Annotated in this window: 30 protein-coding genes; 9 read left to right on the top strand and 21 right to left on the bottom strand. The window is 60.1% G+C overall.

Going from position 1 to position 26,332, the window contains the following annotated elements:
- The first annotated feature begins 19 nt into the window (after nucleotides 1–19).
- Complete coding sequence (glcF, locus tag ACO1VH_RS04780; protein ID WP_486242982.1) at nucleotides 20–1,249, top strand: glycolate oxidase subunit GlcF; 1,230 nt, start codon at nucleotides 20–22, stop codon at nucleotides 1,247–1,249.
- A gap of 170 nt (nucleotides 1,250–1,419) precedes the next feature.
- On the opposite strand, the gene ACO1VH_RS04775 is transcribed toward glcF, so the two are convergent.
- From ACO1VH_RS04775 to ACO1VH_RS04765, 3 genes are read right to left on the bottom strand one after another with little or no spacing between them, the layout of a single operon-like run.
- A complete protein-coding gene (locus ACO1VH_RS04775; RefSeq protein ID WP_486242980.1) occupies nucleotides 1,420–1,905 on the bottom strand; it encodes a glutathione peroxidase in 486 nt (161 codons plus the stop codon).
- Nucleotides 1,906–1,951: 46 nt separating this feature from the next.
- The gene (locus ACO1VH_RS04770) at nucleotides 1,952–3,088 is read right to left on the bottom strand and encodes a PilT/PilU family type 4a pilus ATPase (RefSeq protein ID WP_486242978.1); all 1,137 of its coding nucleotides are present in this window, start codon (nucleotides 3,086–3,088) and stop codon (nucleotides 1,952–1,954) included.
- 33 nt (nucleotides 3,089–3,121) lie between these two features.
- Complete coding sequence (locus tag ACO1VH_RS04765; protein ID WP_486242976.1) at nucleotides 3,122–4,165, bottom strand: type IV pilus twitching motility protein PilT; 1,044 nt, start codon at nucleotides 4,163–4,165, stop codon at nucleotides 3,122–3,124.
- Between the two features lie 101 nt (nucleotides 4,166–4,266).
- Between ACO1VH_RS04765 and ACO1VH_RS04760 the strand changes: the two genes are divergently transcribed.
- Together ACO1VH_RS04760 and proC are read left to right on the top strand one after the other, a co-directional pair.
- Complete coding sequence (locus ACO1VH_RS04760) at nucleotides 4,267–4,974, top strand: YggS family pyridoxal phosphate-dependent enzyme (protein WP_486242974.1); 708 nt, start codon at nucleotides 4,267–4,269, stop codon at nucleotides 4,972–4,974.
- Entirely contained in the window at nucleotides 4,961–5,788 is an 828-nt protein-coding gene (proC, locus tag ACO1VH_RS04755; protein ID WP_486242972.1) for a pyrroline-5-carboxylate reductase, read from the top strand. The genes ACO1VH_RS04760 and proC overlap by 14 nt, the downstream gene beginning before the upstream one ends.
- Nucleotides 5,789–5,859: 71 nt before the next feature.
- Here proC and ACO1VH_RS04750 read toward each other — a convergent pair whose 3' ends face one another.
- From ACO1VH_RS04750 to recG, 6 genes are all read right to left on the bottom strand, one after another.
- Nucleotides 5,860–6,249, bottom strand: a complete 390-nt coding sequence (locus ACO1VH_RS04750; protein WP_486242970.1) for an RcnB family protein — start codon at nucleotides 6,247–6,249, stop codon at nucleotides 5,860–5,862.
- Between the two features lie 225 nt (nucleotides 6,250–6,474).
- Nucleotides 6,475–7,917: a DHA2 family efflux MFS transporter permease subunit gene (locus ACO1VH_RS04745; protein ID WP_486242968.1), complete on the bottom strand. Its 1,443-nt coding sequence runs from the start codon at nucleotides 7,915–7,917 to the stop codon at nucleotides 6,475–6,477.
- Entirely contained in the window at nucleotides 7,914–8,315 is a 402-nt protein-coding gene (locus ACO1VH_RS04740) for a VOC family protein (RefSeq protein WP_486242966.1), read from the bottom strand. Before ACO1VH_RS04740 ends, ACO1VH_RS04745 begins: the two co-directional genes overlap by 4 nt.
- An 82-nt stretch (nucleotides 8,316–8,397) precedes the next feature.
- A complete protein-coding gene (gene ubiA, locus ACO1VH_RS04735; protein WP_486242964.1) occupies nucleotides 8,398–9,258 on the bottom strand; it encodes a 4-hydroxybenzoate octaprenyltransferase in 861 nt (286 codons plus the stop codon).
- Between the two features lie 6 nt (nucleotides 9,259–9,264).
- Entirely contained in the window at nucleotides 9,265–10,212 is a 948-nt protein-coding gene (locus ACO1VH_RS04730; protein WP_486242962.1) for a LysR substrate-binding domain-containing protein, read from the bottom strand.
- A gap of 48 nt (nucleotides 10,213–10,260) precedes the next feature.
- Nucleotides 10,261–12,369, bottom strand: a complete 2,109-nt coding sequence (gene recG / locus ACO1VH_RS04725; RefSeq protein WP_486243100.1) for an ATP-dependent DNA helicase RecG — start codon at nucleotides 12,367–12,369, stop codon at nucleotides 10,261–10,263.
- A 199-nt stretch (nucleotides 12,370–12,568) separates the two neighbouring features.
- On the opposite strand from recG, the gene queA reads away from it, so the two are divergent.
- The 5 genes from queA (at nucleotide 12,569) to secF (ending at nucleotide 18,138) form a co-directional block, all read left to right on the top strand.
- Entirely contained in the window at nucleotides 12,569–13,597 is a 1,029-nt protein-coding gene (gene queA, locus ACO1VH_RS04720; RefSeq protein ID WP_486242960.1) for a tRNA preQ1(34) S-adenosylmethionine ribosyltransferase-isomerase QueA, read from the top strand.
- Between the two features lie 16 nt (nucleotides 13,598–13,613).
- Nucleotides 13,614–14,741: a tRNA guanosine(34) transglycosylase Tgt gene (gene tgt, locus ACO1VH_RS04715; RefSeq protein WP_486242958.1), complete on the top strand. Its 1,128-nt coding sequence runs from the start codon at nucleotides 13,614–13,616 to the stop codon at nucleotides 14,739–14,741.
- A 95-nt stretch (nucleotides 14,742–14,836) separates the two neighbouring features.
- Nucleotides 14,837–15,166, top strand: a complete 330-nt coding sequence (yajC, locus tag ACO1VH_RS04710) for a preprotein translocase subunit YajC (RefSeq protein WP_486242955.1) — start codon at nucleotides 14,837–14,839, stop codon at nucleotides 15,164–15,166.
- A 78-nt stretch (nucleotides 15,167–15,244) separates the two neighbouring features.
- Nucleotides 15,245–17,104 (top strand): protein translocase subunit SecD, encoded by a 1,860-nt coding sequence (gene secD / locus ACO1VH_RS04705; RefSeq protein ID WP_486242953.1) that lies wholly within the window; start codon nucleotides 15,245–15,247, stop codon nucleotides 17,102–17,104.
- Between the two features lie 89 nt (nucleotides 17,105–17,193).
- Nucleotides 17,194–18,138 (top strand): protein translocase subunit SecF, encoded by a 945-nt coding sequence (gene secF / locus ACO1VH_RS04700; protein WP_486242951.1) that lies wholly within the window; start codon nucleotides 17,194–17,196, stop codon nucleotides 18,136–18,138.
- A 206-nt stretch (nucleotides 18,139–18,344) separates the two neighbouring features.
- Here the strand turns inward: secF and ACO1VH_RS04695 are convergent, their stop codons facing one another.
- The 5 genes from ACO1VH_RS04695 to purB all read right to left on the bottom strand — a co-directional run bounded on the left by ACO1VH_RS04695 (nucleotide 18,345) and on the right by purB (nucleotide 22,129).
- Entirely contained in the window at nucleotides 18,345–18,794 is a 450-nt protein-coding gene (locus ACO1VH_RS04695; protein WP_486242949.1) for a MarR family winged helix-turn-helix transcriptional regulator, read from the bottom strand.
- 71 nt (nucleotides 18,795–18,865) lie between these two features.
- Nucleotides 18,866–19,432, bottom strand: a complete 567-nt coding sequence (locus ACO1VH_RS04690; RefSeq protein WP_486242948.1) for a YceI family protein — start codon at nucleotides 19,430–19,432, stop codon at nucleotides 18,866–18,868.
- Between the two features lie 73 nt (nucleotides 19,433–19,505).
- Nucleotides 19,506–20,087, bottom strand: a complete 582-nt coding sequence (locus ACO1VH_RS04685; protein ID WP_486242946.1) for a YceI family protein — start codon at nucleotides 20,085–20,087, stop codon at nucleotides 19,506–19,508.
- Between the two features lie 21 nt (nucleotides 20,088–20,108).
- The gene (locus tag ACO1VH_RS04680; protein ID WP_486242944.1) at nucleotides 20,109–20,645 is read right to left on the bottom strand and encodes a cytochrome b; all 537 of its coding nucleotides are present in this window, start codon (nucleotides 20,643–20,645) and stop codon (nucleotides 20,109–20,111) included.
- A gap of 116 nt (nucleotides 20,646–20,761) precedes the next feature.
- The gene (gene purB / locus ACO1VH_RS04675; RefSeq protein ID WP_486242942.1) at nucleotides 20,762–22,129 is read right to left on the bottom strand and encodes an adenylosuccinate lyase; all 1,368 of its coding nucleotides are present in this window, start codon (nucleotides 22,127–22,129) and stop codon (nucleotides 20,762–20,764) included.
- Nucleotides 22,130–22,315: 186 nt separating this feature from the next.
- Between purB and ACO1VH_RS04670 the strand changes: the two genes are divergently transcribed.
- Nucleotides 22,316–22,924: a glutathione S-transferase N-terminal domain-containing protein gene (locus ACO1VH_RS04670; RefSeq protein WP_486242940.1), complete on the top strand. Its 609-nt coding sequence runs from the start codon at nucleotides 22,316–22,318 to the stop codon at nucleotides 22,922–22,924.
- Between the two features lie 94 nt (nucleotides 22,925–23,018).
- Here ACO1VH_RS04670 and bfr read toward each other — a convergent pair whose 3' ends face one another.
- The 7 genes from bfr to ACO1VH_RS04635 all read right to left on the bottom strand — a co-directional run bounded on the left by bfr (nucleotide 23,019) and on the right by ACO1VH_RS04635 (nucleotide 26,307).
- Nucleotides 23,019–23,492 carry a bacterioferritin gene (gene bfr / locus ACO1VH_RS04665; protein WP_486242938.1) on the bottom strand — a complete coding sequence of 158 codons (474 nt, stop codon included), beginning with the start codon at nucleotides 23,490–23,492 and terminating at the stop codon, nucleotides 23,019–23,021.
- A 122-nt stretch (nucleotides 23,493–23,614) separates the two neighbouring features.
- Nucleotides 23,615–23,785, bottom strand: coding sequence for a hypothetical protein (locus tag ACO1VH_RS04660; RefSeq protein ID WP_486242936.1), 171 nt, complete (start codon nucleotides 23,783–23,785; stop codon nucleotides 23,615–23,617).
- Between the two features lie 14 nt (nucleotides 23,786–23,799).
- Nucleotides 23,800–24,210, bottom strand: a complete 411-nt coding sequence (locus tag ACO1VH_RS04655) for an ExbD/TolR family protein (protein ID WP_486242934.1) — start codon at nucleotides 24,208–24,210, stop codon at nucleotides 23,800–23,802.
- Nucleotides 24,210–24,935 (bottom strand): MotA/TolQ/ExbB proton channel family protein, encoded by a 726-nt coding sequence (locus ACO1VH_RS04650; protein WP_486242932.1) that lies wholly within the window; start codon nucleotides 24,933–24,935, stop codon nucleotides 24,210–24,212. The genes ACO1VH_RS04655 and ACO1VH_RS04650 overlap by 1 nt, the downstream gene beginning before the upstream one ends.
- A gap of 13 nt (nucleotides 24,936–24,948) precedes the next feature.
- Nucleotides 24,949–25,641, bottom strand: coding sequence for an energy transducer TonB (locus ACO1VH_RS04645; protein ID WP_486242930.1), 693 nt, complete (start codon nucleotides 25,639–25,641; stop codon nucleotides 24,949–24,951).
- A 21-nt stretch (nucleotides 25,642–25,662) separates the two neighbouring features.
- Complete coding sequence (locus tag ACO1VH_RS04640) at nucleotides 25,663–25,893, bottom strand: (2Fe-2S)-binding protein (protein WP_486242928.1); 231 nt, start codon at nucleotides 25,891–25,893, stop codon at nucleotides 25,663–25,665.
- A 90-nt stretch (nucleotides 25,894–25,983) separates the two neighbouring features.
- The gene (locus tag ACO1VH_RS04635) at nucleotides 25,984–26,307 is read right to left on the bottom strand and encodes a hypothetical protein (protein ID WP_486242926.1); all 324 of its coding nucleotides are present in this window, start codon (nucleotides 26,305–26,307) and stop codon (nucleotides 25,984–25,986) included.
- Nucleotides 26,308–26,332: the final 25 nt, after the last annotated feature.

Genomic DNA, 26,332 nt, shown 5'->3' with positions numbered 1-26,332 from the left:
CGCATCGGGAAACGAACACATGCAAACCAATCTGGCCGATTTCATCAAGGACACACGCGACGGCGCCGAAGCGGATGCCATCCTGCGCAAATGCGTGCATTGCGGTTTCTGCACGGCGACCTGTCCGACGTATCAATTGCTCGGCGACGAACTCGACGGGCCGCGTGGCCGCATCTATCTGATCAAGCAAGTACTGGAAGGCAAGAAACCGACGGCGAAGACGCAACTGCACCTGGATCGTTGTCTGACCTGCCGCAATTGCGAAACGACCTGCCCATCCGGCGTGCAGTATGGCCGTCTGGTCGATATCGGGCGCAAGGTGGTGTCCGAGCGCGTCGAGTACACGTTCGGCGAACAATTGAAGCGCACGGCACTGAAGGAATTCTTGCCGCGTAAATGGCTGTTCACGCCGGCAATGAAGACCGGTCAATTGTTCCGACCGCTGCTGCCGAAAAAATTGAAGGACAAGGTGCCGCGTGCGCAGCATGCCGGCGTTCGTCCGACGGCCGCACATGCGCGTCGCATGCTGTTGCTGGAAGGCTGTGTCCAGCCGGCGATGTCGCCGAACATAAACGCGGCGACCGCACGCGTGTTCGATGCGCTGGACGTGCAGCTGATCGCCGCGCCCAAGGCTGGCTGCTGCGGTGCGATCCGCTATCACCTGAACGATCATGAGGCAGCGCGCGACGATGCGCGCCGGAATATCGATGCATGGTGGCCGCATGTGGAAGACGGCGTGGAAGCGATCGTGATGACGGCATCCGGCTGCGGCGTGATGGTCAAGGATTACGGCCATCTGCTGATCGACGATCCGGTCTATGCGGAAAAGGCGCGACGGGTTACCGAACTGACGAAAGACCTCAGCGAAATCCTGCCGCAGTTCGAGCATGAACTTGCCGGTAAGCTCGCGGGAAAAATGACGCAGCGCGTCGCCTGGCATCCGCCGTGCACGTTGCAGCATGGCCAGCAGATACGCGGCAAGGTCGAACAGATATTGCGCATCGCCGGCGTCGATGTGCAACTGTGTGCAGAAAGCCACTTGTGCTGCGGTTCTGCGGGTACGTATTCGGTATTGCAACCGGAGCTGTCGTACAGTCTGCGTGATCGCAAGCTGGCGAATCTGGAAGCGACCGGTGCGGAGGCCATCGTTTCGGCCAACATCGGCTGCATCACGCATCTGCAGTCCGGCACCGACAAGCCGGTACGGCACTGGATCGAACTGATCGACGATGCGTTGCAGAGCGCCTAGCGCATGCATGTCGCATCAAACAAAACGCCGGCAACTGCCGGCGTTTTGTTTGGTTGAAATAAGTGAAGAAAAGTGGCGCAGAAAAATTGAGAGAAAAGATTCAATGACAAGGCTCGACGACAAGCGCTCGTTCGCTGCGCATTACTCTTGAGTGTTCTTTATAGGAATCGCTATTCGTCGAGCAGTTGCATGATGTCGGCCGTCAGTTCCTCGGGTTTGGTTTGCGGCGCATAGCGTTTGAATACGCTGCCATCCTTGCGGATCAGGAACTTGGTGAAATTCCATTTGATCGCTTCGCTGCCGAGTAGGCCTGGGGCGGCATGCTTCAGATATTTGAACAGCGGTTCGGCATCGCTGCCGTTGACGTCGATTTTTTCGAATAGAGAAAACGTTACGCCGTAGTTCTTTTCGCAGAACGCGCCGATTTCGTCGGCATCGCCCGGTTCCTGCGCGCCGAACTGGTTGCATGGAAAACCGAGTACTTCCAGGCCGTGTTCACCGAATTGCCGATGCAATTCCTCGAGTCCCTTGTATTGCGGTGTGAAGCCGCATTTGCTGGCCGTGTTGACGATCAGCATGACCTTGCCGCGATATTGCGACAGGTCCACCGGCGCGCCGGTCAATGCGGTGACGGTGAAGTCATGGACGTTGCTCATGCTGCCTCCTGCTCCCTGTGCGGCTGTGCATGCCGCTTTTTACGGCCTACACGATACCGAGATGCTCGGTACCCTTGGACAGATCGCGGCCGTGCGCCTCCTTGCCGTGCAGCTTGATCGACAGCCGCAGGTCGTTGACCGAATCCGCATTGCGCAGCGCATCCTCGTAGCTGATCTTGTCGGCTTCGTACAGGTCGAACAGCGCCTGATCGAAAGTCTGCATGCCGAGTTCGCGCGACTTCTTCATGATTTCCTTGATCTCGTGCACGTCGCCCTTGAAGATCAGGTCCGAAATCAGCGGCGAGTTCAGCATGATCTCGACGGCGACGCAGCGGCCCTTCGTATCCTTCAGCGGGATCAGGCGTTGCGACAGCATCGCCTTCAGGTTCAGCGACAGATCCATCAGCAACTGCTGGCGGCGTTCCTCGGGGAAGAAGTTGATGATACGGTCCAGCGCCTGGTTGGAGCTGTTCGCGTGCATCGTCGCCAGGCACAGGTGACCGGTTTCGGCGAAGGCGATCGCATAATCCATCGTTTCGCGGTCGCGAATTTCACCGATGAAGATCACGTCCGGCGCCTGGCGCAGCGTGTTCTTCAGCGCAATCGCCCAGTCTTCGGTATCGACGCCGATCTCGCGCTGCGTGATCACGCAGTTCTTGTGCGGATGCACGTATTCGACCGGGTCTTCGATCGTGATGATGTGGCCGTAGCTGTTTTCGTTGCGATAGCCGAGCATGCCGGCCAGCGTCGTCGATTTGCCGGAGCCGGTGGCGCCGACCATGATGACGAGGCCGCGCTTGGTCATCACGATGTCCTTCAGCGTTTCCGGCACGCCGAGGTCTTCCAGTTTCGGAATTGCCGTCGTGATGGTTCGCAGTACCATGCCGACCTTGCCTTGCTGCACGAAGGCCGAGACGCGGAAGCGGCCGATGCCGCCGGGGCTGATCGCGAAGTTGCATTCCTTGGTGGCTTCGAACTCGGCAGCCTGCTTGTCGCTCATGATCGCGCGTGCGAGTTCCACCGTGTGCTGCGGCGTCAGCGGCTGGTTCGATACCTGCGTCATCTTGCCGTCGATCTTGAAGGCGGGCGGAAAGTCCGCCGTGATGAAGAGGTCGGAGCCGTTCTTGCTGAGCATCAGGCGCAGCAGGTCGTACATGAATTTGGTGGCCTGATCGCGTTCCATGCTGTTCCTCGTTCAGAGTGGCTACGGCAAAAATTATCCAGGGAAGTTTTCCGGCGTCTTCGCCGCCGAACGCGCAGTTGCGCCGGAAATGACGTTGCGCCGTACCAGTTCCGTCAGGTTGTTGTCCAGCGTCTGCATGCCGACGTTGGCGCCGGTCTGGATCGCCGAATACATCTGCGCAATCTTCGCTTCGCGGATCAGGTTGCGGATCGCCGGCGTGCCGAGCATGATCTCGTGCGCGGCGACACGGCCGCTGCCGTCCTTGGTCTTCAGCAGCGTCTGCGAGATGACGGCCTGCAGCGATTCGGACAGCATCGCGCGCACCATTTCCTTTTCCTCGCCGGGGAAGACGTCGATGATACGGTCGATGGTCTTGGCGGCCGACGACGTATGCAGCGTGCCGAACACGAGGTGACCGGTTTCGGCCGCGGTCAGCGCGAGGCGGATGGTTTCGAGGTCGCGCAATTCACCGACCAGCACCACGTCCGGGTCTTCACGCAGTGCGGAACGCAGCGCGTTCTCGAACGAGTGCGTATGCGGGCCGACTTCACGCTGGTTGATCAGGCATTTCTTCGAATCGTGCACGAATTCGATCGGGTCTTCGATCGTCAGGATATGCGCATATTCGTTTTCGTTGATGTGGTTGACCATCGCCGCCAGCGTGGTCGATTTGCCGGAACCGGTCGGGCCGGTGACGAGCACGAGACCGCGCGGCTTCAGTGCCAGTTCGGCGAAGATCTTCGGTGCGTGCAGGTCTTCCAGCGTCAGGATCTTCGACGGAATTGTTCGCAGCACAGCAGCTGCGCCGCGATCCTGGTTGAAGGCGTTGACACGGAAACGCGACAGGCCGGGAATCTCGAACGAAAAATCGATTTCCAGGCGCTCCTCGTAGGTCTTGCGCTGGCCGTCGTTCATGATGTCGTAGATCATCGCATGCACGTCCTTGTGTTCCAAAGGCGGCAGGTTGATGCGTCGCACGTCGCCATGGACGCGAATCATCGGCGGCAGGCCGGCGGACAGATGCAGGTCGGAAGCCTTGTTCTTGACGGAGAACGCGAGTAGTTCGGAAATGTCCATTTATAATCCCTGAGCCCGCCCTGACGGGGAAAGTGCCTGCTGCGCCTGATGCGGCGGCAATTGCAAAATATCGCGAAACCTTGCTTTAAAGAACTTTGATTATGTCTGCAATACGCCAGAACTTGCAAGCCGTGCGCAGGCAGATCGCCGAGGTTGCAGACAACGCGCAACGCGCGGCGGACGGCGTGGCGCTGCTGGCGGTTTCCAAGACCTTCGGCGCCGATGCGGTGATCGATGCGGCCGGCGCCGGCCAGCGGGCGTTCGGCGAGAACTACCTGCAGGAAGCGCTGGACAAGATGGCAACGGTGCGCGCACAGCGGCCGGACCTGCAACTCGAATGGCATTTCATCGGGCCGATCCAGAGCAACAAGACACGGGCAATCGCCGAGCATTTCGACTGGGTGCACTCGGTCGATCGCGAAAAGATCGCGCAGCGGCTGTCCGATCAGCGCCCTGAACAACTGCCGCCGCTGAACGTCTGCCTGCAGGTGAACATCAGCGGCGAAGCGAGCAAGAGCGGCGTGCCGCCGGAAGAGGTCGCCACTGTCGCGAAGGCGGTCGCCGCAATGCCGCGTCTGCGTCTGCGCGGGCTGATGGCGATTCCTGAACCGGAAGACGATGCGGCACGGCAGCGTGTGCCGTTTAGGAAGATGCACGAACTTTTCACGCAGTTGCAGGCCGACGGGTTGCAACTGGATACCTTATCGATGGGCATGTCGGCCGACATGCCCGCCGCCATCGCCGAAGGCGCCACCATCGTGCGCATCGGTTCGGCCATTTTCGGAACCAGGAACTATGCAAAAAAATGAATTGAAGATCTGTTTCATCGGCGGCGGCAACATGGCGGCCGCCCTGATTGGTGGTTTGGCGGGCAAGCTGACGGCCGGCTCCAACATTCACGTAGTCGATCTGAATGCCGATGCATTGCAGCGGCTACAGCAGCAGTTCGGCGTGCGCACGGCAACCGTTATCGACGATGCCGTGGCGCACAGCGACGTCATCGTGCTGGCGGTCAAGCCGCAGCAGATGAAGGACGTCGTCGCGCAACTGAAGCCGCATATCGAAAAGCAGCTGGTGCTGTCGATCGCCGCCGGCATCCGTGCGTCCGATCTGTCGCGCTGGCTGGGCGGCCACGATGCGATCGTGCGCACGATGCCGAATACGCCGGCGCTGATCGGCAAGGGCGTGACCGGCATGGTGGCGACGGCTGGTGTTAGTGCCGAACAGCGCGACGCAGCCGATGCGATCCTGCGCGCGGTAGGAGAAACGGTGTGGCTGGATGACGAGGCGCTGATCGATCCGGTCACAGCCGTCTCCGGCAGCGGTCCGGCGTACGTCTTCTATTTCCTCGAGGCGATGCAGCAGGCAGCGCAGGAAATGGGTTTGACCGCGGAACAGGGCAATGCGCTGGCGATCTCGACCTTCGTCGGCGCGGCGCAACTGGCGGCACAATCGGACGATCCGGTTTCCGTGCTGCGCGAACGTGTGACGTCGAAAGGCGGCACGACGTATGCGGCGCTGACCAGTATGGAAGAGAGCGGCGTGAAGGATGCGATCGTCAAGGCGATGAAGGCGGCTGCCGCGCGGGGCCGTGAACTCGGCGAGGAATTCGGACGCGACTGAGTGCCGTGACGGAAATGAAAAAAGGGGCTGCGGATGCGGCCCCTTTTGCATGGTGTAACGGTTAGTGCGATTTAGTTGCTCAACACGATCTGCGCGATGATGCCGGTGGTGATGGCAATCAGCACATAGTCGCTGCCGGTCTGTACCCAGTGATAGCCGCGCGGCGGCGCGCTCAATCGGTGGTAACGCCAGTTGTCGACGACGTATTCGTGTCGGCGGTATTCAGCCGAGAGACGCTGGCCGCGATAGAAATCGTGGTGCGGACCGGCGCCGCGACCGTTGTGATAATAGCGATGGTCGCGTTGATCATGGCGATTGTCGCGATCGTGACGGTCATGGCGATCGTAATGGCGTTGCGATTTTCCATGGCCATGACCACGGCCGTGATCGTCGGCAAACGCTGTGCCTTGTGCTGCCAGCGCGGCGGCGATGAGCGTACAGGCGATAAGACGCTTCTTCATATATTTTCCCTTTCCTTGATATGGCACTGTTGCGGCAATACTGCGGTATGTACATGTATTGGCCGCTTGCCTTTCAGCGTCGTCTTCGCAATGACGATGCCTGCAGGTGACAACGCTATTAAAGGCGATTCGGTTGTCAGGAACCAGCCCGATTTCGGTAAGCGCTGTTACAGAATGTATCGGGAGCGCCGTTTGCAAGCATATCGACGCTGCCGGAAAGGGGATTCAGGTCTGCTGCCGCGAAGCGACGCGGCCGCTGACGCTGTCGCCATCGTGCGGGCGCAATGTCCAGAACGACAGCGAAGACAAGATGGTGATGGCACCCAGCGTCAGGAAGGCATGATGCAGTGCGCTCATCACGGCGACGTGGTTGGATTGCGGCAGGCCGCCGAGGAACCAGCCGGCGATCAGCGAGCCGAACGCCAGGCCGAAGCTCATCGACATCTGCTGCATCGAACTGGCGATCGTGCTGGCCATGCTGGAATCTTCCGCCTTGATATCGGCATAGGCCATCGAGTTCATGCTGGAGAACTGCAGCGAGTTGAAAAAGCCCTGCGTCAGGCCGAGCAGCACGATCAGGAAGATCGGCGTATTCGGCGTGATCTGCGAGAACAGCGAGATCGTCAGGCCGATCATCACCGTATTGACGATCAGCACGCTGCGGTAGCCGAAACGGCGCAGCACGCGCACCGCGATCAGTTTCATTCCCATCGCCGCGACTGCCGCCGGCATCATCAGCATGCCGGATTGCCAGGCCGGCAGGTCGAGTCCGATCTGGTACAGCAGAGGCAGCAGGAAGGGCATGCCTCCTAAGCCCAATCGCGTGATGAAGCCGCCGACGACCGAAACGCGGAAGGTCCGCACGCGGAACAGCGCCAGCTGCAGCAGCGGATGCAGCGCTGTGCGCGCGTGCAGCACATAAGCGGCCAGCAGCGCCAGCGACAGCGCGAAGAGAATGGTGGTCGACGTCGCATCCAGATAGTGTTCGCCGAAAATTTCCAGCAGCCACGACAGCAGCGCGACGCCGGCGCCGAACAGCACGAGGCCGATCACGTCCAGCGGCCGTGTCGCTTCGGCGCGGTAATCCGGCATGTGGCGGCGGATCATCCACAGCGCAGCCAGTCCGACCGGCACGTTGACGAAGAAGATCGCCTGCCACGGCAGCCAGTGCACGATCAGCCCGCCTATCGTCGGCCCCAGCAGCGGACCGATCAGCGCCGGGATGATGACGAAGTTCATCGCCGTCAGCAGTTCGGATTTCGGAAAGGTGCGGATGATCGCAAGGCGCCCGACCGGCAGCATCATCGCCGCGCTGATGCCCTGCAGGATGCGCGCCGCCACCAGCATCGGTACGTTGACCGACAGGCCGCACAGGATGGACGACAGCGTGAACAGGGCGACGGCGATGCTGAATACTTTTCGGGTGCCGAAGCGGTCTGCCATCCAGCCGCTGACCGGAATGCAGACGGCCAGACTCAGAATGTAGCTGCTGACGACGGCTTTCAGGCTCAGCGGCGTCACCTGCAAGCTGGCCGCCATGGCCGGTACCGCCGTATTGATGATGGTCGAATCCAGCTGTTCCATGAACAGCGCGATGGCGACCACCCATGGCAGGTAGCGCTTGACGTTGGCGTCGCCGCCTTGCGGTTCAGTCGTTGTCGGCGTCATGGAATGGCGTCATATCCCTGTTCTGAGAGTTGGACGAAACAGAAACCGTGGCCGAACGGATCGGCCATCAATGCCAGCTTGCCCCATGCGTGAACCGAAATCGTTTCTTCGACGATGGCGCCCGCCGCCACCGCGCGTTGTACTGCTGCCTCGATATCGTCGACGATGAAATCCAGATGTAGCGGCGACCAGTGGCGCGTGTAATGTCTGTGAGCGTCCGTTGCTGCCGAGGCATGCGTGCCGGCCGGCTTGTGCAGCAGATGGATGGGTGCGGCGCCGCCCAGCATTTCGATGCCGGCTTCGCCCAGCTTGCGGCCGGGTTGCAAGCCGAATGCCGCACCGTAGAACTGCACGGCCTTGTCGAGATCGTCGACGTCGATATTGACGAGGAATTGCATGGCGCGCTTCCGCTCCGTTTGCAGGCTGGTTCCATTGGATGGCAATGCGGCAGGAAAATTCCGTTCTGCCGATGGTGGCGTTTCAGCGCAGCAGAAAGTCCAGCGCCACGCCGCCGAATACTGCCGCGCCCAGCCAGTTGTTGTGCCGGAAGGCATACAGGCATGGCATGCGTTCGCGCGTGCGGATCAGCGTGTAGTGGTACAGCGCGCAGCCGACGGCGATCAGCATGCCGGCTGCGAACCACAGGCGCAGTCCGTACTGCCAGCCGACGGCGAAGACGATGCCGAGCGATGCCGCGTAGCACAGCATGATGGCGGCAACGTCATAGCGGCCGAAGGTGATGGCGGAGGTCTTCATGCCGAGCTTCAGATCGTCGTCGCGATCGACCATCGCGTAGGCGGTGTCGTAGGCGATCGACCAGAAGACGTTCGCCAGCAGCAGCCACCAGGCGGCGGCGGGAACCGTATTCTGCACGGCAGCGAACGCCATCGGAATGCCGAAGCCGAACGCAATGCCGAGATAGGCTTGCGGGATTGCGAAGAAGCGCTTGAAGTACGGATAGGTGCCGGCAATGATGACGGCTGCCACAGACAATTGCTTGGTCAGCGTGTTCAGCGGCAGGATCAGGCAAAAGGCGAGCACGGCGAGCACGGCGGCGATGACCAGCGCTTCCTTCGGTTTGATCAGGCCGGCGGTGATCGGCCGGTCTTTCGTGCGTTTGACGTGGCGGTCGAAATCGCGGTCGGCATAATCGTTGATCGCACAGCCGGCCGAACGCATCAGGAAGGTACCGATGACGAAGATGACGAGCAGCCGCCAGTCGGGATAGCCGTCGGATGCCAGCCATAGCGCAACCAGCGTCGGCCACAGCAGCAGCAGCGTGCCGATGGGTTTGTCGAGGCGGACCAGGCGCAGATAAAGATGCAGGCGATTCTCTTGCACGGCGAATCAGGTCTCCAGCGGCGGTTCGTCAGCCAGCATCGTCACGCCGTTCAGTTCACACGACAGCAGCGCCTGACGCACCGCTTCGATCGCCGCGCCGCGGGTGAAGCTCTTGCGCCATGCCAGCACGACGCGGCGCGATGGCGTCGGTTCCTCGAACGGCACATAGCGCAGCATGCCTTCGGTCGGATGCATGTCCGGTACCGAACCGCGTGGCAGCACCGTGATGCCGATGCCGGACGACACCATGTGGCGGATCGTTTCCAGCGACGAGCCTTCGAAGGTGCGCGCGATGCCGTCGCCGGAAGTCGAGAAGCGCGACATCTCCGGGCAGACTTCCAGCACCTGATCGCGGAAGCAGTGGCCGTTGCCGAGCAGCAGCATGGTTTCGGATTTCAATGCATCGCTGGGAATGTGATCGCGCTTGGCCCACTCGTGGTCCTTCGGCACCGCGACGACGAAGGGTTCGTCGTAGACCGGTTGCACCATCAGGCCTTGGTCAGGGAAGGGTAGCGCGACGATGATCGCGTCCAGCTCGCCCTGCCGCAGCAGCTCCAGCAGCTTGACGGTGAAATTCTCCTGCAGCACCAGCGGCATCTGCGGCACGTTTTCGATCAGCGTCTTGACCAGCGGCGGCAGCAGATACGGCGCAATCGTGTAGATGATGCCGAGGCGGAACGGGCCGACCAGCGGGTCCTTGTTCTGCTTGGCGATTTCCTTGATGGCGGCGGTCTGTTCCAGTACGCGCTCGGCCTGCGACACGATCTGTGTGCCCAGCGGCGTCATTGAAACTTCGCTGCCGCCGCGTTCGAATAGCGTCACGCCCAGTTCGTCTTCCAGTTTCTTGATCGCGACGGACAGCGTCGGCTGGGCGACGAAACAGGCTTCGGCCGCGCGGCCGAAATGCTTTTCGCGGGCGACGGCGACGATGTATTTGAGTTCGGTGAGAGTCATGTCGTTGGCTGGGCGATGGTGGAGCGGCAGGGCTGCAAGGCGTTTATTCTATACCTTCAGGTAATCTTCCCGTGACCCCAGCCAGCGCGCCAGATGCGCTTCGACGGTCGCCGGATCGTCGCGCAGCAATTGTTGCGCTGTATCGCGTGCGTGTTCGACCAGCCATTGATCGGTTTCCAGATCGGCAAAACGCAGCATGGCCTGGCCGGATTGACGTGCGCCGAGAAATTCACCGGGGCCGCGCAGCTCCAGATCGCGTCGGGCGATCTCGAAGCCGTCGGTCGATTCGCGCATGATGCGCAGACGCTCTTTCGCCACCGGACCCAGCGGCGACTGGTACAGCAGCAGGCAGACGCTGGCTGCCGAGCCGCGCCCGACGCGGCCGCGCAACTGGTGCAATTGCGACAGGCCGAAGCGTTCCGCGTGTTCGATCACCATCAGCGATGCATTGGGCACATCGACGCCGACTTCGATCACGGTGGTGGCAACCAGTACGTGCACGTCGCCGCGCGTGAAGGCATCCATCGTTTCCTGTTTTTCCGCCGGTTTCATGCGACCGTGCACGAGGCCCACGCGCAGGTCGGGCAGCGCCGCCGACAGCGCGGCGTGCGTGTCGGTCGCGGTCTGCAGTTGCAGCGCTTCCGATTCCTCGATCAGCGGACAGACCCAATAGACCTGTCGTCCTTCCAGCGCCGCTGCATGCACGCGTTCTATCACTTCGTCGCGCCGGTTCTGGTCGATCACGCGCGTGACGATGGGCGTGCGGCCCGGCGGCAGTTCGTCGATGACGGAGACTTCCAGATCGGCGTAATAAGTCATCGCCAGCGTGCGCGGGATTGGCGTGGCGGACATCATCAACTGATGCGGAACAGCCGCACTGCCGTCGCCTATGCCCTTGTTGCGCAAGGTGAGGCGCTGGCTGACGCCAAAGCGATGTTGCTCATCGACGATTGCCAAACCTAATTTGGGAATCTGCACATCGTCCTGAATCACGGCATGCGTGCCGATGATCAGCTGTGCAATACCGGCTTCGATGCGTTCCTTCGCTTCGCGTTTTTCCTTGGCCTTCAGGCTGCCGGTCAACCAGGCGACGTTGACGCCCAGCGGTTCCATCCAGCCGGCGATCTTGCGGAAGTGCTGGTCGGCCAGGATCTCGGTCGGCGCCATCAGCACGGCTTGATAGCCGCTGTCGATTGCCTGCGCGGCGGCGAGTGCGGCGACCACGGTCTTGCCGCTGCCGACGTCGCCCTGCAGCAGGCGCTGCATCGGATACGGTTGTTGCAGGTCGTGACGGATTTCGGCCAGCACGCGCTGCTGCGCGCCGGTGAGCTTGAACGGCAGTTGCTGCAGGAATGCCTTCGACAGCGCACCGACCTTGTTCAGCACGGCCGCGCCTTTCGCGCGCCGCGCTTCCTGCGCACGCTTCATCGACAATTGCTGCGCCAGCAGTTCGTCGAACTTCATTCGTATCCATGCCGGATGCGAGCGGTCGGCCAGCGCGTGCTCCGAAATATCCGGCGACGGATTGTGCAGCAGCTTCACTGCCAGCTCGAAGGGCATCAGATCGTGTGTGGCGCGCAATGCTTCGGACAGTGTGTCGCGCCAGTCGAGGCGCGTCATTGCATCAGAGATCGTCTTGCGCAGGATCGCCTGCGATACGCCTTCGCCGGCTGGATAGATGGGCGTCAGGCCCGTCGGCAGTGGCGCGCCTGCGTTCACCATCTTGTATGACGGATGCACCATCTCCGCGCCGAAGAAGCCGTGTCGCACTTCGCCACGTGCACGCACACGGTTGCCCTCGGCTAGCTGCTTGACTTGGCTGCCGTAGAAATTCAGGAAGCGCATCGTCAGCGGGCCGGTGTCGTCGGCGATCGTGACCACCAGTTGCCGGCGCGGGCGGAACGCGACTTCGCAGGACGTGACGACGCCCTCGACCTGCACCGGACGGCCGAACGCGCGGCCGGCTTCGTCGATGTGCAGAATTTGCGTTTCGTCTTCGTAGCGCAGCGGCAGGTGCAATACCTTGTCGATGTCGCTGCGCAGGCCAAGGCGCGCCAGCTTGTCGGCAATGCGATTTGCCGGCGTCTGTGCGGGCGCCTTCTTTGCAGCCTTTTTGGCAGCAGCAGCGGTAGCGGGCTTTTTCCTCGGTGCGGGCATAGTGGACGGCAAGGCGCGCTGCTGTCGATCAACCTGCCTATTCGATATCAAAGCGATATTGAATCGACATCTCGGTCTGAATCGGCGCCAGCGCGTAAAATAGCGGGTTTTTGCAAAGTCGGGCGACCGTCTGCCGGCCGACTCTGAACAATCTTGCAACCATAGCAGTTCCGCTGCCCGTTTTCCATCCGTTCGACGCATGTACACGCTTTCCGATTTCGATTTCGACCTGCCGCAGGAACTGATCGCGCAGACGCCGCTGCCCGAGCGCAGCGCCTCGCGCCTGTTGCAGGTGAAGGCCGACGGTCTCGTCGATCGCGCCTTTGCCGACATTGTCGATCTGTTGCAGGCCGGCGATCTGCTGGTGTTCAACGATACGCGCGTGCTGAAGGCGCGCTTCTTCGGCGTCAAGGAAACCGGTGGCCGTGTCGAGGTAATGGTCGAGCGCGTGATCGATGCGCGCAACGTGCATGCGCAGATCCGTGCGTCGAAATCGCCGGTGCCGGGCATGAAGATCCGGCTGGCCGAGGCGTTCGACGTGATCGTCGGCCAGCGTGCCGGCGAGTTCTACGAACTGCAATTCCCTGACGACGTGTTTGAACTGATCGATGCGCATGGTCGTCTGCCGCTGCCGCCCTATATCGAGCACGATGCCGACGCCTTCGACGAGACGCGCTATCAGACCGTCTATGCGAAACATCCGGGTGCAGTCGCCGCGCCGACCGCGGGCCTGCATTTCGACGATGCACTGCTGGCGAAGCTGAAGGAAAAGGGCGTGAACTTCGCCTATGTGACGCTGCACGTCGGTGCCGGTACTTTTCAGCCGGTACGCAACGAGAATCTGTCCGAACACAAGATGCACAGCGAGTGGTACACGATTTCGCAGCAGACCGTCGATGCGGTACGCGCGGCAAGAGCGGTAAGGCGCGACGTGATCGCGGTCGGCACGACGAGCCTGCGCGCACTCGAATCGGCATCGCAAAGCGGTACGCTGCAGGCCGGCAGTGCCGACACGCAGCTGTTCATCACGCCGGGCTACACGTTCAAGACCGTCACGCGCCTGATCACCAACTTCCACCTGCCGAAATCGACATTGCTGATGCTGGTTTCCGCACTGGCCGGCTACGACACGATACGTGCCGCCTACACACATGCGATCGCGCAACGCTACCGCTTCTTCAGCTATGGTGATGCGATGTTTTTGACGACGACTAAATTGGCTGGCTGACCCGAGGCTGAATGCAATGCTGAAATACGAACTCCTGAAAACCGACGGCCACGCGCGCCGCGGCCGCCTGACGCTGAATCACGGCACGATCGAAACGCCGATTTTCATGCCGGTCGGCACCTATGGTTCGGTCAAGGCAATGTCGCCGCTGGAACTGGATGAGATCGACGCGCAGATCATCCTCGGCAACACCTTCCATCTGTGGCTGCGCCCAGGCAACGAGATCATCGCGCAGTTCGGCGGCCTGCACGGCTTCATGGGCTGGGACAAGCCGATCCTGACTGATTCCGGCGGCTTCCAGGTGTTCTCGCTGGGCGACATGCGCAAGATCACCGAGGAAGGCGTGCATTTCGCCTCGCCGATCAACGGTGACAAGCTGTTCCTGTCGCCGGAAGTGTCGATGCAGATCCAGCGCGTGTTGAATTCCGACATCGTGATGCAGTTCGACGAATGCACGCCTTACCAGATCGACGGCCGCCCGGCGACGACGGACGAAGCGGCGAAGTCGATGCGCATGTCGCTGCGCTGGGCCAAACGCTCGCTGGATGAATTCAATCGCGAGGAAAATCCGAACGCACTGTTCGGCATCGTGCAGGGCGGCATGTTCGAGCATCTGCGCGACGAGTCGCTGGCGGGTCTCGGGGAAATCGGTTTCCACGGTATTGCCATCGGCGGCCTGTCGGTTGGCGAACCGAAGGAAGACATGATGCGCGTGCTGCAGCACGTCGGCCCGAAACTGCCGGCGGACAAGCCGCATTACCTGATGGGCGTCGGCACGCCGGAAGATCTGGTGGCGGGCGTGGCGAACGGCATCGACATGTTCGACTGCGTGATGCCGACGCGCAATGCGCGCAACGGCTGGCTGTTCACGCGCTTCGGCGACATCAAGATCAAGAATGCGCGTTACAAGGATGACAAGAAACCGCTGGACGAAACCTGCGGCTGCTATGCCTGCCGCAATTTCTCGCGCGCCTATCTGCACCATCTGCACCGCGCCGGCGAAATCCTCGGCGCGCGGCTCAATACCATCCACAACCTGCACTATTACCTGGACCTGATGAAGCAGATGCGCTCTGCCATCGAGGAAGGCTGCTTCGCCGCTTTCGTCCGCCAGTTCCACGAAGATCGCGCACGCGGCGCCTGACTTGCGATTTTCCTCGGCGCGAGGAACGGCGGACCGCATATTTTCCAGTGCTAAAATAGCCGGCCACTTTTCATTACTACAACCTGGAGCAACCCGTGTTCATTTCCAACGCATACGCAGCAACGGCTGCAGCCCCTGGCGGTTTCCTGGGCAGCCTGACCCAGTTCATTCCTATCATTCTGATGTTCGTGGCGCTGTACTTCCTGATGATTCGTCCGCAGATGAAACGCCAGAAGGAACACCGCACCATGATGGAAGCGGTGACGCGCGGCGACGAAATCGTGACGTCCGGTGGCATCCTGGGCAAGGTCACCAAGGTTTCCGACGTCTACCTGGCGATCGAAGTACAGGAAGGCACCGAAATCGTCATCCAGAAGAGCGCCGTCTCGACGCTGCTGCCGAAGGGCACGATCAAGTCGCTGTAATGAATACGAACCCCGCTTCCGTCGACCGGACGCGGGGTTTGATTTTCGCCTGACGCTTCACCCGAACACCGAACAAACATGAATCGCTATCCCCTCTGGAAGTACATAACGATCGCTGTTGCGCTCTTGCTGGGCGTGCTGTACACGATACCGAATTTCTTCGGTGAATCGCCGGCAGTCCAGATCAGCAGCGGCAAGGCAACCGTCAAGATCGACAGCTCGCTGATGACGCAAGTCGAAGACATCCTGAAACGGAACAACCTGCAGGCGGATGGTGTTTACTACGAAACGATCGGCACGCAAGGCACCGTACGCGTGCGCTTCGCCGACACCGACACCCAGTTCAAGGCCAAAGGCGTGCTGGAGAAGTCGCTCAATACCGATCCGGCCGATCCAACTTATCTGGTCGCCTTCAACCTGCTGCCGAACACGCCGTCCTGGCTGCAAAGCCTGAACGCGCATCCGATGTTCCTCGGTCTCGACTTGCGCGGCGGTGTGCACTTCCTGATGCAGGTCGATACCAAGGCCATCATGAACAAGCGCGTCACCGGCCTGCAGAGCAGCATCCGCGCCGTGCTGCGCGACAAGGACGTTCGCCACAGTGGCATTGCACGTGACGGCGACAACATCGCGGTTTCCTTCCGCGACGCCGCCACGCGCGACCGAGCACGCACCGTACTGACCGACGAGCTGCGTGAGTTGACGCTGGTCGATGCCGGCAGCGGCGACGATCTGAAACTGGTTGCCACGCTGCAGCCGGCTGCGCTGAAGCAGACGATCGACGATGCTGTTCAGCAAAACATCACGACGCTGTCGAATCGCGTCAACGAACTTGGCGTGACCGAACCGATCATCCAGCGTGAAGGCGCGAACCGCATTGTCGTGCAGATGCCGGGCGTGCAGGACGTTTCGCGCGCGAAGGACATCATCGGCAAGACCGCGACGCTGGAAGTGCGCCTGGTCGATGAATCGGTGATGCGCGGCACCGAGGAAACGGCGACGATCCCGTTCGGCTCCGAACTGTTCAAGGTTGGCCGTGGCGCGCCGGTCGTGCTGTACAAGGATCCGATCATTACCGGCGAATACATCTCAAGTGCATCCGCTGCGTTCGACCAGAACCACCAGCCGGCAGTCGCGATCGACCTGAACGGCGACGGCGGCCGCCGCATGCGCGAAGCGACGCGTTCGCGTGTTGGCAAAGCCATGGCGATCGTGCTGTTTGAAAAGGGCAAGGGCGAAGTGCTGACGGTGGCGACGATTCGCGACGAACTCGGTGCGCGTTTCCAGATCACCGGCATGGGTACGCCGGAAGCCGCCAGCGATCTGGCGCTGCTGTTGCGTGCCGGTTCGCTGGCTGCGCCGATGGAAATCATCGAAGAACGCACGATCGGCCCGCAGCTCGGTGCCGAGAACATCAAGAAGGGTTTCGACGCGGTGCTGTACGGCTTTCTCGCGATTGCCTTCTTCATGATCATCTACTACCGCATGTTCGGCTTCTTCAGCGTGTTCGCGCTGGCGGTCAACCTGATGCTGCTGGTGGCACTGTTGTCGCTGCTGCAGGCGACGCTGACATTGCCCGGCATCGCGGCTATCGCGCTGACGCTCGGCATGGCGATCGACGCCAACGTGCTGATCAATGAACGGATACGCGAGGAATTGCGTGCCGGCCATGCGCCGCATACGGCGATCTCGATGGGCTTCGAACGCGCGTGGGCGACGATTCTGGACTCCAACGTGACGACGCTGATCGCCGGCCTGGCGCTGCTGATCTTCGGTTCCGGCGCGGTGCGCGGCTTTGCGGTCGTCCACTGCCTGGGCATCTTGACGTCGATCTTCTCGTCGGTCGTCGTGTCGCGTGGTGCAGTCAACCTGTGGTACGGCCGCAAGAAGAAGCTGCAGTCGATTTCGATCGGCCAGGTCTGGAAGGCCAAGGAATAACGAAACGGTAGTAAACGTCCGCGTCATCGACGACGCGGGCCTGCGAATGACATCACGCGGCGCGGAAGGCGCCGCATCGAGAGGAAGCAATGGAATTTTTCCGCATCAAGAAAGACATTCCGTTCATGCGCCACGCGTTGATCTTCAACGTGGTTTCCGCATTGACGTTCGTCGCCGCCGTGTTCTTCCTGTTTCATCGCGGTCTGCATCTGTCGATCGAATTCACCGGCGGCACGGTGATGGAGGTTCAGTACACGCAGGCGGCCGACGTGGACGGCGTGCGCCAGGCGATCGAGGGACTGGGCTATACCGACATGCAGGTGCAGAGCTTCGGCACTGCGCATGATGTGCTGATCCGCCTGCCGGCCAAGGAGGGCATGGATTCCGGCGCGCTGAGCCAGAAGGTGATCGGCGCATTGAAGGCACAGCATCCGGACGTGTTGTTGAAGCGCGTCGAATTCGTCGGTCCGCAGGTCGGCGACGAGCTGACGCATGATGGCCTGATGGCGCTCGGCATGCTGGTACTCGGAATCGTCATCTATCTTGCGTTCCGTTTCGAATGGAAATACGCGGTGTCGGCAATCCTGGCGAACCTGCACGACGTCGTCATCATTCTGGGTTTCTTCGCCTTCTTCCAGTGGGAATTTTCTCTGACGGTGCTGGCAGCGGTGCTGGCCGTGCTCGGCTATTCGGTCAACGAATCGGTTGTCGTGTTCGACCGCGTGCGCGAAACTTTCCGCGATCGCCGCCACGGCAAGATGCCGGTACCCGAAGTGCTGAACCATGCGATTACCAGCACGATCTCGCGCACGATTATCACGCACGGTTCGACGCAGCTGGTGGTGCTGTCGATGCTGTTCTTCGGCGGTCCGACGCTGCATTACTTCGCGATGGCGCTGACCATCGGTATCTGCTTCGGTATCTATTCTTCCGTGTTCGTTGCGGCGGCGCTGGCGATGTGGCTGGGCGTCAAGCGCGAAGATCTGTTGAAGCCGGCGAAGGAGAAGGTGGAAAACGACGGCGCTGTCGTTTGACAAGCCGGCAAGTAATTCTAAAAGCCGCGTTTCGAAGGAACGCGGCTTTTTTTGTTCTATGGCAAGGGGGAAATCCACCATCATTGCCATTGTCAGCTGCGGTCACGCAGTAGGAGATCGTGATCTCTACGTAGGGACGTGAGCCGAGCTCGGGTTCTGGTGGATAGCGTTCTTCGAGAGAGCTCGTATGGTGGCGAAGACGGAGATCAGTAACGCGGCTTGGGATCGCTGCCGGTCAGGTTGCGATACAGCCGCGTCAATTCCTTTTCGAGCGCATCGAAATCGTTGTCTGCATAGTGGGCGAAGGCTTGCTTGCCGAACGCGATCTGTGGCGCAAAGACGCGCTTGAATTCGGCTTCGCCTTTCTTTGTCAGTTTCACGATCGTGCTGCGCCGGTCTTCCTGCTGCGTGACGCGCACGACGAGTTCCTTCTCCTGCAACCGGTCGACGACGCCGGTCAGCGTTCCCTTGGTGATCAAGGTCTTCTCGCCCAGCTCCTTGAACGTCATGCCGGGCGTGTTGCCCAGTGTGGCGATGATGTCGAATTGCGAAGGTGTCAGTCCGGTACGGCTGCGGATGTTGGCACCGGATTGGCGCCCGAATGCGTGATAGCACTCTGCCAGCAGGCGGATGCTGCGGAGGTAGCGTTCTGTCATGGCGTGTATCGATGCGGAATGGAAAATGCCGACTCGGGCCGACGCATATGGCGCCGGCCCGAAGGTCAAGATCAGTCAGCCTTGACTGCTTCTACCTGGATAGCCAGTTTTACTTCCGGCGAGAATGCCGGCAGGCCGTAGTTCATGCCGAAGTCGCTGCGCTTGAATTCGGCCGAGGCATCGGCGCCGCAGACTTCACGCTTCAGCATCGGGTGCTGGATGCACTTGAACTTGTTGATGGTCAGCGTCAGCGGCTTGGTCACGCCGAGCAGCGTGAATTCGCCATCGACGGCTACCGGCGTATCGCCGTTGAAGCGCACCTTGGTGCTCTTGAACGTGGCGGTCGGATATTGCGCAACGTTGAACAGATCCTTGCCGCGCGCATGTTCGTTCATCTTGGCATGGCCGAAGTCGACGGAACTGGCATCGACGGTGATGTCGACCGAGCCGGTCTTGGCTGCACGGTCCAGCACGACGGTGCCGCTGGTTTTCGTGAACTTGCCGCGCCAGGTCGAAATGCCGAAGTGGTCGGCTTCGAAACTTGGGTACGTGTGGTTGGGCTCGATGTTGTAGGTTGTTGGTGCGGCGTGGGCGGCGCCTGCGACGAGCAGGCCGGCCAGGATGAGACTGGATTTCATGCGTGGACTCCTTGGTTGAGAAAACTGCGTTGATCGTTGTTGCATTGATGCGTTACTGCGTTTTGCTGCATGCTTATTGCGCGACGACGCGGAACTTGATCGTGACCTCGTCCGCGACCATGCTGGTGTCTTTCCATTCGCCTTCGCCGATGTTGTAAGTCAGGCGCTTGATCGGCAGCGCGCCTTCGAACACCTGGCCGTTGCCCTCTTTCTTCACGCTCATCGGGAAGCTGACGTCGGACGTCTTGCCCTTGATCGTCAGCTTGCCGGTCACGTCGAGCTTGCCGCCGGCACCGGGCTTGATCTGGCTGGAGATGAAGGTGGCTTTCGGGAATTGCGCAGCGTTGAACCATTCCTTCTTCAGCACTTCCTTGTTGTATTCGGGGTCGCCCAGATCGAAGCTGGTGACATCGATATTCACATTTGCTTTCGATGTATCAGGCTTGGCGGCGTCATAGACGATCTGCGCATCGAATTTCCTGAACTTGGCATCGACCGGCACGTTCAGTTGCTTGAAAGTGGCGGTGATACTGCTTTTCGCCGGATCGGCCTTCAGCGTGGCGGCGAGTACAGGCAGTGCGATGAAAACCGCCGCGATGGCAGTGGTACGGAAAGTACGGGAAAGCTTGGTGCGGGAAAACGTCTGAGCGAACATGGAAATCCTTTCGGGTAAGAATTACGGAAGCATGCGCTGCAGCGCGCGATCGCGATCGATGAACTGATGCTTGAGCGCCGCCAGTACGTGCAGGCAGAACAGGAACAGCAAAGTCATGTTGAGACCATAGTGCAACTGGCGCAGTACGGCTTTCAGTTCCGGATCTGGTGCGATCCATACCGGCAGCGGCACGACGCCTAGATAGACGACCGGCACGCCGGATGCGAGGCTGAAGAAATAGCCGGATAGCGGAATCGCGAAGATCAGCAGATACAGCAGGCCGTGCACGATATGCGCCGCATTGCGCTGCCATTGCGGCATGCCGTCGGGATAGGGAGGCGCCTTGTGCGTCAGCCGCCACAGCACACGCAAACAGGCGAGGCCGAACACGGTCACGCCCATCCATTTGTGCCATGAGAAATACTTGAGCTTGGTCGGCGTCAGTCCGGGAATGTCGACCATGGTCAGCCCCAACAGGAAGGTGGCGATGATCAGCAGCGCAATCAGCCAGTGCAGGGCGATCGCGGGCAGCGTATAGCGGATGGCTGGTGGACGCATGTCAGTTTTGCCAATAAGTTCTAATTCGAACAAATATAGCAAAATAAAAGGAAGCGTGCCGATGCCGGCAAACGCTTTCTTTGATGACGATGGCTAATGCCGTCGTCGGTGTTGCGTCAAATTGCCTTGGCGAGCTGGGCGGCGTAGCCGATGTAGCTGGACGGCGTCATCGCCAGCAATTGATCCTTGGCTTCCTGTGGAATGGCCAGCGTCTTGATGAAGGTATGCAGCGCTTCCTTCGAGATGCCCTTGCCGCGCGTCAGGTCCTTCAACTGCTCGTACGGATTTTCGATGCCGTAGCGGCGCATCACGGTCTGCACCGGCTCGGCCAGCACTTCCCAGGTTTCGTCCAGATCTTCAGCCAGGCGTGCCGGATTGACTTCCAGCTTGTTCAAGCCGCGCAGGCAGCTGTCGTAGGCCAGTACGGCATAACCGAAGCCGACGCCGATGTTGCGCAGCACGGTGGAATCGGTCAAATCGCGCTGCCAGCGCGACACCGGCAGTTTTTCCGCCATGTGCTTCAGCACGGCATTGCCCATGCCGAGGTTGCCTTCGGAGTTTTCGAAATCGATCGGGTTGACCTTATGCGGCATCGTCGACGAACCGATCTCGCCGGCCTTCGTGATCTGCTTGAAGTAGCCGAGCGCGATGTAACCCCAGATGTCGCGGTTGAGATCGATCAGGATCGTGTTGGCGCGCGCAACGGCGTCGAACAGTTCGGCCATGTAGTCATGCGGTTCGATCTGGATCGTGTACGGATTGAAGGTCAGGCCGAGACGGTTCTCGATGACGTCCTTCGAGAAGGCTTGCCAATCCTTTTCAGGATAAGCGGACAGGTGTGCGTTGAAGTTGCCGACGGCGCCGTTCATTTTGCCGAGAATCTGCACGGCGGCAATGCGTTCGGCCGCGCGTTTCAGACGGGCGACGACGTTCGCCATTTCCTTGCCGAGCGTGGTCGGGCTGGCAGGTTGGCCGTGCGTGCGCGACATCATCGGCAGCGCGGCGTTGTCGTGCGCCAGTTGCGTCAACTTGTCGATAATGGCTTGCAATGCAGGCAGCAGCACGGTGTCGCGCGCAGCCTTGATCATCATGCCGTGCGACGTGTTGTTGATGTCTTCGGAGGTGCAGGCGAAGTGAATGAATTCGGTGGCTGCCACCAGTTCCGGCACGTCCTTCACTTTTTCCTTCAGCCAATACTCGACCGCCTTCACGTCATGATTGGTGACGGCTTCGATGTCCTTGATGCGTTGTGCATCGGCTTCGGTGAAGTCTGCGGCCAGTTTGGTCAGGCGATCGTTGGCGGCGGCGGAAAACGGCTTGATCTCGGCAAGATTGGCGGACGCCAGCGCCTGCAGCCAGGCGATTTCCACTTTCACGCGATGATGCATGAAACCGGCTTCGGAAAGGATGGGGCGCAACTTGTCGGTCTTGGCAGCGTAGCGGCCGTCCAGCGGCGAAAGGGCGGAGAGCGTGGAAAGGGACATGATGAAAAGGAAACGCGATGACGTGAATGAAAAACGGAGCCGTCGCGCGAAGAAACATTGCACAAACGGAAGGCGACATTTTACCACTGTCGCGCGTCGCAAAACTGCCACGTTGCCAGAGGGGGAATCGCCGTCTTCCAAGGGGCTGCGATGTATAATCGCCTTCCAATTTCGAAGCAGGCATTTATGAAACTGATTGGTTCTCTCGCCAGCCCGTACGTGCGCAAGGTACGTATTGTCATGCTGGAAAAAAAGATCGATTACGATTTTGTTCTCGAAAATGTATGGTCGCCGGAAACGGTGATTCAGGAATCAAATCCGCTTGGCAAGGTGCCTTGCCTGGTGATGGAAGACGGGGGCGCGATGTTCGATTCGCGCGTGATCGTCGAATATCTGGATACGCTGACGCCGGTCGGCAAACTGATCCCGCCGAATGGCCGCGAACGCGCGGAAGTCAAATGCTGGGAAGCTTTGGCCGATGGCGTGGCGGACGCCGCGATGCTGGTGCGTCTGGAATCGACGATGCGCCCGGAAGCGCAACGCAGCAAGGAATGGGTGTCGCGCCAGATGAAGAAGGTGCATGCCGGTCTGCAGGCAATGTCGACCGGATTGAAGGAAACCGCCTTCTGCGCCGGCAATCAGTACACGCTGGCGGATGTTGCCGTTGGTTGCGTGCTGGGCTGGCTGTCGTTCCGTTTCCCGGAAATCGACTGGCGTACCGATTATCCGAATCTGGAGCGCTTGTACGACAAGCTGTGCGAACGACCATCGTTCAAGGAAACCGCGCCGCAATGATGTGCGCTTGATGCAAAAAGGGACGCTTCGGCGTCCCTTTTTATTGATGCTGCTGATGCGATACAGCTGTTGTCATCTGCATCGTGTCGCGTTCTTACTCTTCGATCATCTGCGCCTGCAGATAATTCTGGATGCCGACCTTTTCGATCAGGTCGAGCTGGGTTTCCAGCCAATCGATGTGCTCCTCGGTATCGTCGAGGATCAGCTGGAACAGTTCGCGCGATACATAATCGCCCGCTGCTTCGCAGGCTGCGATGCCTTCCTTCACGGTTTTCTGCGCGCCTTGTTCCAGCTTCAGATCGCAGCCGAGCATTTCCTGCGTGTTCTCGCCGATCATCAGCTTGTGCAGCGCCTGCAGGTTCGGCAGGCCATCCAGCATCAGGATGCGATCGATCAGCTTGTCGGCATGTTTCATTTCGCCGATCGATTCCTCGTATTCCTTCTTGGCGATCTTTTCGAAGCCCCAGTGCTTGTACATGCGCGCATGCAGGAAATACTGATTGATGGCGGTCAGTTCGTTGGTGAGCTGCGCATTGAGCAGCTTGATGATGTTGCTGTCGCCTTTCATGGGAACCTCGATGTCGAATGGGATGAATGGCCGGCGCAATCGAATGCATCGATCACGCCGCCGTGAAGTGCGCTCATGATAGCCGATGCATAGTGGTTTTCGTAGGGTGCGGCTGCATTTCGTTAGCCGGAATCATTCGTATTTTCATTGAATGAAAATGGATCAACGTGCAGATACAGGCATGGATAAGCACGGATGAAAATACGAATAAGCGGCGGCGGTGCAGAAATATAAAAACGCGCCAGCGGCAAGCCGTGGCGCGTTGATGTGATGCTGTGCGGAATGTTGCGCATTCCGCATGCACGGATTACTTCGGTATCTCGGTGACGAAGCCCATCTTGGTCAAGCCGCCTGTCTGCGCAGCGGACATGACCTGTGCCACTTTTTCGTACGGTGTGGTGCGATCTGCGCGCAGATGCAATTCCGGTTGCGGCGTGACTTTCGCTGCGTCGGCGATGCGGGTCGCGAGCTGGGTTTCATCCATCAACTCGTTGTTCCAGAAGACCTGGCCTTGTGCATTGATCGACAGATTGATCGTTTCCGGCTTGGTTTCATTCGGCTGGCTGGTTGCGCGCGGCAGGTCCAGCTTGACCGCATGATTGATCACCGGAATCGTCATGATGAAGATGATCAGCAAGACCAACATCACGTCGACCAGCGGCGTGGTGTTGATCTCCGGGTTGAAGTCGTCGTCGTCCGACAGAGAACCCATTGCCATTATTTGCCTCCGACGGCGACCAGCTTGGAACCGCTTGCATTGTTACCGCCGTCCTTGGCGCGGGCGCCGGTGACGAACAGGGCGTGCAGATCGAAGCCGAACTTGTTCATCTTTGCGATGACGGCCTTGTTGCCGCGGACCAGTGCGTTGTAACCAAAGGTGGCGGGAATCGCGACGGCGAGGCCGAGTGCGGTCATGATCAGCGCTTCGCCGACCGGGCCGGCGACCTTGTCGATGCTGGCTTGACCGGATGTGCCGATTGCGACCAGCGCGTGATAGATGCCCCACACGGTGCCGAACAGGCCGACGAATGGCGCGGTCGAGCCGACCGATGCCAGCACGGCCATGCCGGTCTGCAGACGCGCCTGGGTTTCGTCGATGGCCTGGCGCAGCGACAGCGTGATCCAGTCACTGACCGACAGTTCGTCATGCAGATGGCCCTTGTGCGCAACGTGGTGATCCATTGCGGTGACGCCGGCCTTGGCGATGTCGGCAAACGGATTGCCGGTGCCCAGCGTGGCCATGCCGGCCTGCAGGCTGGTGGCATCCCAGAATTCGTGCCCGGCGGCACGTGCGGATTTGCGGTACTGGAACAATTGCAGCGCCTTGGTCACGATGACGTACCACGATGCGATCGACATTGCGATCAGCAGGACGGCCACGCCTTTGGTGACGAGGTCGCCTTGCGCCCACAGACTTTCCAAACCGTACGGACTGACTTCCATGATGTTTCCTTCTTTATCTATTCAACGTGAAATTGATCGGCACGATGGCGTAGGCCGGAGCCGGTCTGCCATCTTCCAGGTAAGGCTTGAACAGTGCGCGCATCACAGCCTGGCGGGCGGCATCGTCCATCCGCAGCGAGCCTGACGATTTCTGCACTTCCACGCGCTCTGCGCGGCCTTGTTCATTGATCAGTACGCGCAGCGTCACGGTGCCCTCGTTGCCCATGCGTGCGTCCAGCGGCGGATAGACTGGGCGCGGCGGGTTGATGTACGACACGCCTGAAATCAGTTTCGGCATGGCCGGTGCCGGCGGTGCGGACGGCGCGGCGGTCGGCGGCGCATCGGAAGGCGGTTCCTTCGACGGCGGCTCAGGCGGCGGCGCTTCCTCGGTAATTGCTTGCGGCGCGGGCTTATCCGTAATGATAGGACGCGGTTTTGGTTTCGCTACCGGTTTTTTGACGACCGGCACGGTCTTCGGTTTCGGTTGTGGCTTCGGTTCCGGCGCGGGCGGTTGCAACGTGATGAGGGACGCAGTGATTTCGCGCGGCATCATTTGCGCGACCTGATGTACGAGGCCGCTGCGCAGTGCGTAAAACACGGCGATATGCAACCCGATGATGATGATCAACGGGAGGAAGCGTCTCAACTGCTGGCTCAGGAAGGGGGAAGAAAGCGGTGCCGTCGACGGCATGGGTATTGCACTCATAAAAACTTGCCAACTGCTTGATTATGCAGCGAGGGCACCTAGCTGGAACAGGACGGGTTGTTGGACCGCAACAGACGCGGGTTTTGCATCGGCCAGGCATTCGCGCAGCACACGCTTGGCGCAGGAATGGCATTTGCCGCAGCAGGTGCCGACTTCAAGCTCGTCGCGCAGTTCGGACATGCGCGTGATACCGCTATCGACCGCCTGGCGGATTTTTCGTTCCGACACGTTATTGCAAACGCAAACAATCATCGATGTCCCTGCGACTTTCCTGAAGGTTGACTATCAAAAATGCCTAAACATTTCCTGCATGTATCCCGATGGCTTGCACCGGGATTTATATCAATTGACTGCGCGTCCGCCTGCTACGAGTCGTGTCAAACGCCGCAGCTTTTCCGATTGCGACATGGCGCGCTCGACGACGGTCGCCCATTGTTCCGACAACTGCTGGCAAGTGGCTCGCAATACAGGTGCCAGATCCGGCAGATCGGCCAGTGCCTTCAAGTGCCGTTCGATGACCGAAGCCAGCTTGAGACAGGCACTGGATTCCTGATTGTTCGTCGTGTAGTGCGACATCAAATGCAACACGGCGGAAACCAGCAATTCCGGTTGTGCCGGCATCCGGTTCGGTTCCTGCAAGGCCTGATCCGCTTTATCGATTGCCATCAAACTCTCCTTTGAGGTGGTTCGG

Source organism: Oxalicibacterium sp. (genome assembly GCF_057353965.1).
The sequence above is the reverse complement of the archived record's forward strand: the minus strand, read 5'-3'. Positions and strand labels throughout refer to the sequence as shown.

What these genes read in the sequence shown, in the direction of transcription:
- ACO1VH_RS04640 (WP_486242928.1), bottom strand. Translation starts at nt 25,893, where the DNA reads ATGATTGTTTGCGTTTGCAATAACGTGTCGGAACGAAAAATCCGCCAG.
- ACO1VH_RS04645 (WP_486242930.1), bottom strand. Translation starts at nt 25,641, where the DNA reads ATGAGTGCAATACCCATGCCGTCGACGGCACCGCTTTCTTCCCCCTTC.
- ACO1VH_RS04660 (WP_486242936.1), bottom strand. Translation starts at nt 23,785, where the DNA reads ATGCGCAACATTCCGCACAGCATCACATCAACGCGCCACGGCTTGCCG.
- ACO1VH_RS04765 (WP_486242976.1), bottom strand. Translation starts at nt 4,165, where the DNA reads ATGGACATTTCCGAACTACTCGCGTTCTCCGTCAAGAACAAGGCTTCC.
- ACO1VH_RS04775 (WP_486242980.1), bottom strand. Translation starts at nt 1,905, where the DNA reads ATGAGCAACGTCCATGACTTCACCGTCACCGCATTGACCGGCGCGCCG.
- recG (WP_486243100.1), bottom strand. Translation starts at nt 12,369, where the DNA reads ATGCCCGCACCGAGGAAAAAGCCCGCTACCGCTGCTGCTGCCAAAAAG.
- proC (WP_486242972.1), top strand. Translation starts at nt 4,961, where the DNA reads ATGCAAAAAAATGAATTGAAGATCTGTTTCATCGGCGGCGGCAACATG.
- ACO1VH_RS04695 (WP_486242949.1), bottom strand. Translation starts at nt 18,794, where the DNA reads ATGACAGAACGCTACCTCCGCAGCATCCGCCTGCTGGCAGAGTGCTAT.
- ACO1VH_RS04635 (WP_486242926.1), bottom strand. Translation starts at nt 26,307, where the DNA reads ATGGCAATCGATAAAGCGGATCAGGCCTTGCAGGAACCGAACCGGATG.
- bfr (WP_486242938.1), bottom strand. Translation starts at nt 23,492, where the DNA reads ATGAAAGGCGACAGCAACATCATCAAGCTGCTCAATGCGCAGCTCACC.
- ACO1VH_RS04760 (WP_486242974.1), top strand. Translation starts at nt 4,267, where the DNA reads ATGTCTGCAATACGCCAGAACTTGCAAGCCGTGCGCAGGCAGATCGCC.
- queA (WP_486242960.1), top strand. Translation starts at nt 12,569, where the DNA reads ATGTACACGCTTTCCGATTTCGATTTCGACCTGCCGCAGGAACTGATC.
- secF (WP_486242951.1), top strand. Translation starts at nt 17,194, where the DNA reads ATGGAATTTTTCCGCATCAAGAAAGACATTCCGTTCATGCGCCACGCG.
- ACO1VH_RS04770 (WP_486242978.1), bottom strand. Translation starts at nt 3,088, where the DNA reads ATGGAACGCGATCAGGCCACCAAATTCATGTACGACCTGCTGCGCCTG.
- ACO1VH_RS04730 (WP_486242962.1), bottom strand. Translation starts at nt 10,212, where the DNA reads ATGACTCTCACCGAACTCAAATACATCGTCGCCGTCGCCCGCGAAAAG.
- ACO1VH_RS04670 (WP_486242940.1), top strand. Translation starts at nt 22,316, where the DNA reads ATGAAACTGATTGGTTCTCTCGCCAGCCCGTACGTGCGCAAGGTACGT.
- purB (WP_486242942.1), bottom strand. Translation starts at nt 22,129, where the DNA reads ATGTCCCTTTCCACGCTCTCCGCCCTTTCGCCGCTGGACGGCCGCTAC.
- ACO1VH_RS04680 (WP_486242944.1), bottom strand. Translation starts at nt 20,645, where the DNA reads ATGCGTCCACCAGCCATCCGCTATACGCTGCCCGCGATCGCCCTGCAC.
- ACO1VH_RS04740 (WP_486242966.1), bottom strand. Translation starts at nt 8,315, where the DNA reads ATGCAATTCCTCGTCAATATCGACGTCGACGATCTCGACAAGGCCGTG.
- ACO1VH_RS04650 (WP_486242932.1), bottom strand. Translation starts at nt 24,935, where the DNA reads ATGGAAGTCAGTCCGTACGGTTTGGAAAGTCTGTGGGCGCAAGGCGAC.
- ACO1VH_RS04685 (WP_486242946.1), bottom strand. Translation starts at nt 20,087, where the DNA reads ATGTTCGCTCAGACGTTTTCCCGCACCAAGCTTTCCCGTACTTTCCGT.
- tgt (WP_486242958.1), top strand. Translation starts at nt 13,614, where the DNA reads ATGCTGAAATACGAACTCCTGAAAACCGACGGCCACGCGCGCCGCGGC.
- ACO1VH_RS04750 (WP_486242970.1), bottom strand. Translation starts at nt 6,249, where the DNA reads ATGAAGAAGCGTCTTATCGCCTGTACGCTCATCGCCGCCGCGCTGGCA.
- glcF (WP_486242982.1), top strand. Translation starts at nt 20, where the DNA reads ATGCAAACCAATCTGGCCGATTTCATCAAGGACACACGCGACGGCGCC.
- ACO1VH_RS04655 (WP_486242934.1), bottom strand. Translation starts at nt 24,210, where the DNA reads ATGGCAATGGGTTCTCTGTCGGACGACGACGACTTCAACCCGGAGATC.
- ACO1VH_RS04745 (WP_486242968.1), bottom strand. Translation starts at nt 7,917, where the DNA reads ATGACGCCGACAACGACTGAACCGCAAGGCGGCGACGCCAACGTCAAG.
- secD (WP_486242953.1), top strand. Translation starts at nt 15,245, where the DNA reads ATGAATCGCTATCCCCTCTGGAAGTACATAACGATCGCTGTTGCGCTC.
- ACO1VH_RS04690 (WP_486242948.1), bottom strand. Translation starts at nt 19,432, where the DNA reads ATGAAATCCAGTCTCATCCTGGCCGGCCTGCTCGTCGCAGGCGCCGCC.